Origin of the sequence: Thermogemmatispora sp., from assembly GCF_019683755.1 — a bacterium.
In the GTDB taxonomy this organism is placed as follows: domain Bacteria; phylum Chloroflexota; class Ktedonobacteria; order Ktedonobacterales; family Ktedonobacteraceae; genus Thermogemmatispora.
Window position 1 is genome coordinate 1 of record NZ_JADGHT010000335.1, and the last position, 5,018, is coordinate 5,018.

4 protein-coding genes and 1 other RNA gene are annotated in these 5,018 nt (G+C 59.6%); all 5 read right to left on the minus strand.

Annotated elements, in window-relative coordinates:
* Positions 1–1,050: recombinase RecA (recA, locus tag IRZ24_RS16605; RefSeq protein WP_366914322.1), on the minus strand; the 1,050-nt coding region annotated here is incomplete at its 3' end.
* A 341-nt stretch (positions 1,051–1,391) separates the two neighbouring features.
* Entirely contained in the window at positions 1,392–2,018 is a 627-nt protein-coding gene (recR, locus tag IRZ24_RS16610) for a recombination mediator RecR (protein WP_297166557.1), read from the minus strand.
* 3 nt (positions 2,019–2,021) lie between these two features.
* Positions 2,022–2,318 (minus strand): YbaB/EbfC family nucleoid-associated protein, encoded by a 297-nt coding sequence (locus IRZ24_RS16615; protein ID WP_297166560.1) that lies wholly within the window; start codon positions 2,316–2,318, stop codon positions 2,022–2,024.
* 12 nt (positions 2,319–2,330) lie between these two features.
* Positions 2,331–4,577, minus strand: coding sequence for a DNA polymerase III subunit gamma/tau (gene dnaX, locus IRZ24_RS16620; protein ID WP_297166563.1), 2,247 nt, complete (start codon positions 4,575–4,577; stop codon positions 2,331–2,333).
* Positions 4,578–4,896: 319 nt separating this feature from the next.
* An RNA gene (gene ffs, locus IRZ24_RS16625) (signal recognition particle sRNA small type) lies at positions 4,897–4,996 on the minus strand.
* Positions 4,997–5,018: the final 22 nt, after the last annotated feature.

Genomic DNA, 5,018 nt, shown 5'->3' on the forward strand with positions numbered 1-5,018 from the left:
CTCGCCGCCGCGGAACGACAGCATATTACTGCGAATCTGCTCCTCCAGAGCCTGGGCCACATCCGTATTCTGGCGAAGGAACTCCTTCGCATTCTCGCGTCCCTGACCGAGGCGGATATCGCCCACAGTGAACCAAGCGCCGCTCTTCTTGACCAGGCCCATTTCCAGGCCGAGGTCAAGCAAGCCACCCTCGCGAGAAATACCCTCGCTATACATAATATCGAACTCAGCCACCTTAAAGGGAGGAGCCACCTTATTCTTCACCACGCGCACACGTGTACGGCGACCGACCACCTCCTGGCCCACCTTAATCGTATCCGTTGAGCGGATATCCAGACGGACAGAGGCATAGAACTTCAGCGCGCGGCCCCCGGAGGTGGTCTCTGGATTGCCGAACATCACTCCGACCTTCTCGCGCAACTGGTTGGTAAAGATAATCGCTGCATTTGAATTAGTGATAGCCGACGTCAGCTTACGCATAGCCTGGCTCATCAGGCGGGCCTGGAGGCCGACATGGGAATCGCCCATTTCGCCCTCGATTTCGGCGCGAGGAGTCAAAGCGGCTACCGAGTCCACCACGACCACATCGACGGCCCCACTGCGGACCAGGGCATCGAGAATCTCGAGCGCCTGTTCACCCGAATCCGGCTGAGAGATCAGCAGATTAGCGATATCCACTCCACAGCGTGCGGCGTAGGCTGGATCAAGCGAATGCTCGGCATCGATAAAAGCCGCATAGCCGCCGGCGCGCTGAGCATTGGCAATAATATGCAAACAAAGCGTGGTCTTCCCCGAAGACTCTGGGCCATAGATTTCCGTAATGCGACCGCGAGGCACACCGCCCACACCGATCGCCAGATCCAGCGCGATCGACCCTGTTGGGATCGCCTCCACCTGAGCGTGAGCCGCCTCGCCCAGGCGCATAATTGCCCCCTTACCAAAGCGGCGCTCGATCTGCTGAACAGCCTGTTCAAGCGCGCGCTCCCGCTCACTGGCCGGGGCGCTGCTATTGGTGCCCGAAGCGATGCTCATCTTCTCTTTCCTGGTCATCATAGTGCCACCTTTCGTGCTGTATCCAACCACAAGCGAACCGATGCCCCTGCCACGTGAGAGGTAATCGCGGGCAGCATCGGATGACCTCCTGCTGTACTCGCTCTCACAGAATATCTTCCCTCGTGAGGGTCAGAAAGCGGAAGACAAAGCGTTCCTCTCTTTTCTGCCTGAGCGCTCTCCTGCAGCTCTGCTGCTGTGCTGGTTTGCTCATCTCGACCTTCGCCTGCTGGTTTTTGGCCCTGGCGAGCTAGAAAGAGCAAGGTCAGCATGAGTGTAGAACATCTGTCAAGGAAAGTCAACAGGCGAGCGTGGCGAGAAGCCCTGGCCCGCTTTGAGCTTCAGGCGCCGAGATCGAGGCGCCCCTCGATTGAACGACGCAGGGTACCTTCATCAGCATATTCCAAGTCGCCGCCGATGGGCAAGCCGCGGGCCAGACTGGTGATCTTCAACTGGCGTGGGGCCAGTTCTGGCTTTAGCTCTTTGAGGCGAGAAACGAGGTAATTGGCCGTGTACTCGCCTTCAAAATTGGGATTGGTCGCTAGCACGATCTCGTGAATCTCTTCCTGTCTGACGCGTTCAAGCAGCTCTTTGATGCGCAAGTTGTCAGGTCCGATCCCTTCTAACGGGGAGAGTGCCCCATGTAGCACGTGGTAGAGACCCTTGTAGGCGCCGGTGCGTTCCAGCGCCAGGACATCCAGCGGCTCTTCGACCACACAGACCACCTGACGATCGCGCTGGGGATCTTGGCAGATACTGCAAGGATCATGCTCTGTGATATTAAAGCAGCGTGAGCAGTAAATGATGCTCTCCTTGACGCGGAGAATGGCCTCAGCCAGGCGGCGTGCCTGCTCGGCTGGGCTGCGCAACACATGGAAAGTCAGGCGCTGGGCGGTCTTGACGCCGATGCCTGGCAATTTCGAGAACTCCTCGATCAAGGCCGCAACGGGGGGAGCCAGCTCGCTCATGACCTAGAACAATCCTGGAATCTTCATGCCACCTGTGATAGAACTGACCATTTTCTGTTGGGCCTCGACCACCTTGCTAAAGGCGTCTTTGGCAGCCGCCAGCAGCATTGCCTCCAACTCGCCGATGTCTTCGGGGTTCACCGCCTCGGGATCAATTTTGACGGCAGTAATCTCGTAGTTCCCCTTCATGGTAATAGTGACAGCGCCACCTCCCGCGCTCCCACTAAACTGGCTCTGCTCTAGTTCCTCCTGTAATTTCTGAAGGCGCTGCTGAGCCTTCATGATTTCTCGCATGTTCATGAGAGAAGCTCCTCACTCGCTTTTTTCGATGTCGATATCGACGATCTCTGCATTAAAGGTTTTGATAACCTCTTGCACTCTTGGATCGCTGCTTGCCTTCTCGCGCAGCACAGCCGGTGGAGGCAAAGAGCCGTTACGCTGCTCCTGCGGCGCATCGGTCGCTGAGGCAGAGGGCGGAATCTGGTTGTTGGCGGCTAAGGGCCGGTTGGAAGCTGGAGACTCAGGAGACGGCGGGGCCGCTGGCTCCTGGGTCTCGGCTGGTGGCTCTCTTCCCTCGGACCTGCGCTCTTTATCATTTTCTGTCACGCTGCCGTTTCTGGCAAGGGGGGAGGAGGCAAGAGCCTCTGCATCAGCAGGCTGGGGCGGCCTGGCCTTTGCCTCAGTCTCTGTGCTGTCTGGGGCAGTCGCTGGATGTGGAGCGGCCACTGCAAGAGACTCCCCTTCTGAGGCGCTCTCCGAGCTAGGGCTACTGGTCACAGGAGGTGAAGGCTCTCGACGGAGCATAGCGCGTCCAAAAAGGGGAGCGCCGGGCGGCTGGCCAGGTGGTAACAGGCGTACCAGACATTTCATGCTAAACTGCAGCTCGAGGGCCTGTTCGACCGGCTTGTGACGGTTCCCCTGGCTGAGAAAATCGTAGTGCGGTTGATGCCCGGCCTGAATAACGACGACTGGCAAGCCGTTATGTTGCTCCACGGCCACAACGCGGAAATCCTGAAGGCAGGAGGCTGCTTTCGGGTTCTTCTGGCTGACGCGGCGTCGAATAATCTCCCAGGACTGTTGTACCTGCTGTAGCGTCAGGGTGCCGCCTGAGGAAGCGCGCGAAGCAGGGCGATTGCCGGCGCTACCGGCGTGAGGACGATGAGCAACGGTGGAAGACGTCGCAGCAGGGCTAGAAGTTGCGGCCCCCACGCCAGGGGTGGCTCCTGTTCCTATAGTACCAGTAGGACCAGAAGGGGGAGTCGCCGGACCGGTCTCAGCGCGACTGCGGGCGGCAGAGACAGCCGCAGAGCGTGACGGGGGCAAGAATGGGCGCAGGGGACTGGTCTCCTCGCGTATCTCCTCGCCGCGTCCCGAGAGAGGCGCCGCCTGAGAAGCTGGGGAAGCGCTAGGCCCACCAGCGTCCTGCCAGGTCGAGGCGGCGGGCAGTGACATGCCCCCCGCCTGAACACGACGGCGCAGCTCCAGGCACTCCAGAAAAGCCAGCTCCAGGGCCAATTGCGGCGTGCCCAGTCCTTTCTGAAGCAGCTCGTTCTGAGCGCAAATGCGGGCAAAGCCGGTCAATTCTTCCAAAGAAAAAAGGCGAGCCAACTCCTGGATCTGACGAATCTCCTCATCGCTGCGATCCAGAACCTCGGCCAACGAAGCCCCAGCGCGCGCTAGCATCAAAGCGCGCCAGTACTCTACCAACTGGGCATTGACCTGACGTAAATCGGCCCCCTCCTCAGCGAGCTGGTGGATCAAATGCAAGCCAGCCGCGCTCTCCTCTGCTGCCACAGCCTGGACCAGCTTCTCAATAGCGCGCGGATCGGCCACGCCCAGCATGGCCTGAACCTGAGCCAGCGTGACCCGCTCACCCGAATAAGCAATCGCCTGATCAAGCAAGCTGAGCGCATCGCGCATGCCCCCGGCGGCGGCACGGGCGATCAGCTCGGCAGCTCCCGCCTCAAGCGTCACCCCTTCCTGGCTAGCGATATAGTGCAGGTGATCCACAATCTGCCGCGTTGTAAAGCGCTTGAAATAAAAGCACTGGCAGCGTGAGATTACGGTAGCTGGCATCTTATGCATATCGGTCGTGGCCAGCACAAAGATCGCGTGCTCAGGTGGCTCCTCCAGCGTCTTCAGCAGGGCGTTAAAGGCCTCTGTCGTTAGCATATGGGCCTCATCGAGGACATAGACCTTATACTTGCCGGAGGTGGGGCGCACCATGACCTTCTCGCGCAGCTCACGGATATTGTCAATACCGCGATTTGAGGCGGCGTCGATCTCGATCACATCGAAAGAGGTGCCGGCGGTAATCTCCCGGCACTGTTGGCACTCATTGCACGGCTCGCCATTGCGGGGCTGCTGGCAATTGATGGTTTTCGCGAGCAGGCGAGCGGTAGTCGTTTTACCAGTGCCACGCGGGCCTGTGAACAGATAGGCATGCGCCAGCTTGCCGCTGCTGAGCGCATTTTTCAGCGTCTCAACAACGGCCTCTTGGCCGACCATCTGCTCAAAGGTTTGTGAACGCCACTTGCGATAAAGAGCCTGCGAACTCATAGGGATGCACTCTCGTCTTTTAGCTGCCTGCCAGGCTAGCGGGTGAGCAGGAAGCAAGACAAGGCGCCTCTCTCACGCGAACCGATCCTGGCCAGTGCAGTAGCGGCCAGGTGACCAACAGGTCGGGTGAAGTTGCGTAGGTCTGCGTGCCATGCCGGCAAAAGCAGCACACCGCCGAGCGGTGCTACTATGCCGCCGAACGTGGGACAGAACAGAGCGCAACGAAATGCGCGAGCCGAATGCGCGTCTGAGGCAGATAGAAACGCGAGCCACATAGACAGAGACAGAAAACCGGCTTTCGCCCGGCCCTGCCGCTCAGCGCAATCAGGCAACCCTGCGACGCCCAGAGAGGTCCATTTACCGTTGCTTCCTCACGGACCTGGCGGGGTTCACAGACATCTGCCGCGCAGGACCCAATTGCGCCGAGCGGCAGGGCGGGGA

Bases quoted from the DNA above. Each gene is read 5' to 3' on its own strand.
- recR (WP_297166557.1), bottom strand. From the start codon at position 2,018: ATGAGCGAGCTGGCTCCCCCCGTTGCGGCCTTGATCGAGGAGTTCTCG.
- dnaX (WP_297166563.1), bottom strand. From the start codon at position 4,577: ATGAGTTCGCAGGCTCTTTATCGCAAGTGGCGTTCACAAACCTTTGAG.
- IRZ24_RS16615 (WP_297166560.1), bottom strand. From the start codon at position 2,318: ATGAACATGCGAGAAATCATGAAGGCTCAGCAGCGCCTTCAGAAATTA.